We start from the raw sequence: 1387 nt of genomic DNA, 5'->3' as shown, positions 1-1387 counted from the left end.
ACTGGTTGCATCAATCAGTGATTTCTGGCGGTAAAGATGCAGAGGCTCCAGTATACTTTTAAAGAATTTTTGGCATAATACACGGGCAGGCATAGCGGTGATTTCCTTGAAATTGTTAGCGCAATCAATTAGATCACATTACACTATGCCTGTCTTGTTTTCTGGGGATTCATCAGGGGGAAGCCCCACCAGGAAATGTTAACCAGAGGTTTTATGTTCCATATTGTTGCTTCAGACTTGGATGGCACGCTGCTGTCACCGGATCACACCCTTTCTCGCTTCGCGCGCGAAACGCTACAGCTGCTGACGCGTAAAGGCGTGCACCTTGTCTTCGCCACCGGTCGTCACTACATCGATGTGGCGCAGATGCGCGACAGCCTCGGCATCGACGCTGACATGATTACCTCAAACGGCGCGCGCGTGCACAACACCGCCAGCGAGCTGGTGTTCAGCCATAATCTTGATGAAGATATCGCGCGGGAGCTGTTTGCCATGCAGCACGCTAACCCGGATATCTACACCAACGTCTATCGCGATGAGGAGTGGTTCCTTAACCGCCATCGTTCGGAAGAGGTAGATTTCTTCCGCGAATCAGACTTTAACTACCAGATTTTTCAGCCGGGCCAGCTGCAGACCGACGGCATCAGCAAGGTGTTCTTTACCTGCGCGATCCCAGAGCTGCTGGTGCCGCTGGAGCAGGCGCTAATGGTGCGCTGGGGTGACCGGATAAACGTCAGCTTCTCGTTGCCGACCTGTCTGGAAGTGATGGCGGGCGGCGTATCGAAAGGGCATGCGCTCGATGCGGTATCAAAATCGCTCGGCTATTCGCTGCAGGAGTGCATCGCCTTTGGCGACGGTATGAATGATAAAGAGATGCTGAGCATGGCGGGTAAGGGCTGCGTGATGAGCAACTCGCATCAGCGCCTGAAGGATATTTTGCCGGAGCTGGAAGTGATTGGTTCGAATGCCGATCTGGCAGTGCCGAAATATCTGCGCGAGCTGTTTAACGTTTAAGCTTTTAAAACGGGTCAGGCATGCCTAACCCCTATGTTTCATCGTCCTAAAAAATGTACGGTTTTATCCGGAAAGTCGGTAAACAGCCCGTCGACGCCGGCCTTGTGGTACAGCAGGTTATACAGCAAGTCGATATCACTAACATACGGCGGTAGCTGATCGGCGCGCACGGTGTAAGGGTGCACCACCATCTTGACCATGTCGGTGAAGCGCACGTCGCCACGCTGTGATCAGTCCGTTATCAGCATGTGGTAATCCGGCCCGATACCGTCGGCATACTGCGCAATCGTCTTCATCGCGCCCGGTTTAAACATCCAGTCGTAGCTATAGTTCACCCACTTGCCGTTCTTGGACCTGTTATGCGCTGACTGGC

General features: G+C 53.1%; 1 protein-coding gene and 1 pseudogene. One reads left to right on the top strand and one right to left on the bottom strand.

Going from position 1 to position 1387, the window contains the following annotated elements:
- Positions 1 to 213 precede the first annotated feature (213 nt).
- Positions 214 to 1014 (top strand): sugar/pyridoxal phosphate phosphatase YigL, encoded by an 801-nt coding sequence (yigL, locus tag BBW68_RS11875; RefSeq protein ID WP_070135526.1) that lies wholly within the window; start codon positions 214 to 216, stop codon positions 1012 to 1014.
- Positions 1015 to 1052: 38 nt separating this feature from the next.
- Here the strand turns inward: yigL and BBW68_RS16850 are convergent.
- Positions 1053 to 1387: pseudogene (locus BBW68_RS16850) on the bottom strand (glycerophosphodiester phosphodiesterase family protein); the annotation flags it as partial.

The sequence above is a fragment of the Candidatus Erwinia dacicola genome, from assembly GCF_001756855.1.
GTDB classification, from domain to species: domain Bacteria; phylum Pseudomonadota; class Gammaproteobacteria; order Enterobacterales; family Enterobacteriaceae; genus Erwinia; species Erwinia dacicola.
This window is presented reverse-complemented; position numbering and strand designations above follow the sequence as displayed.

Bases quoted from the DNA above. Each gene is read 5' to 3' on its own strand.
- yigL (WP_070135526.1), top strand. From the start codon at position 214: ATGTTCCATATTGTTGCTTCAGACTTGGATGGCACGCTGCTGTCACCG.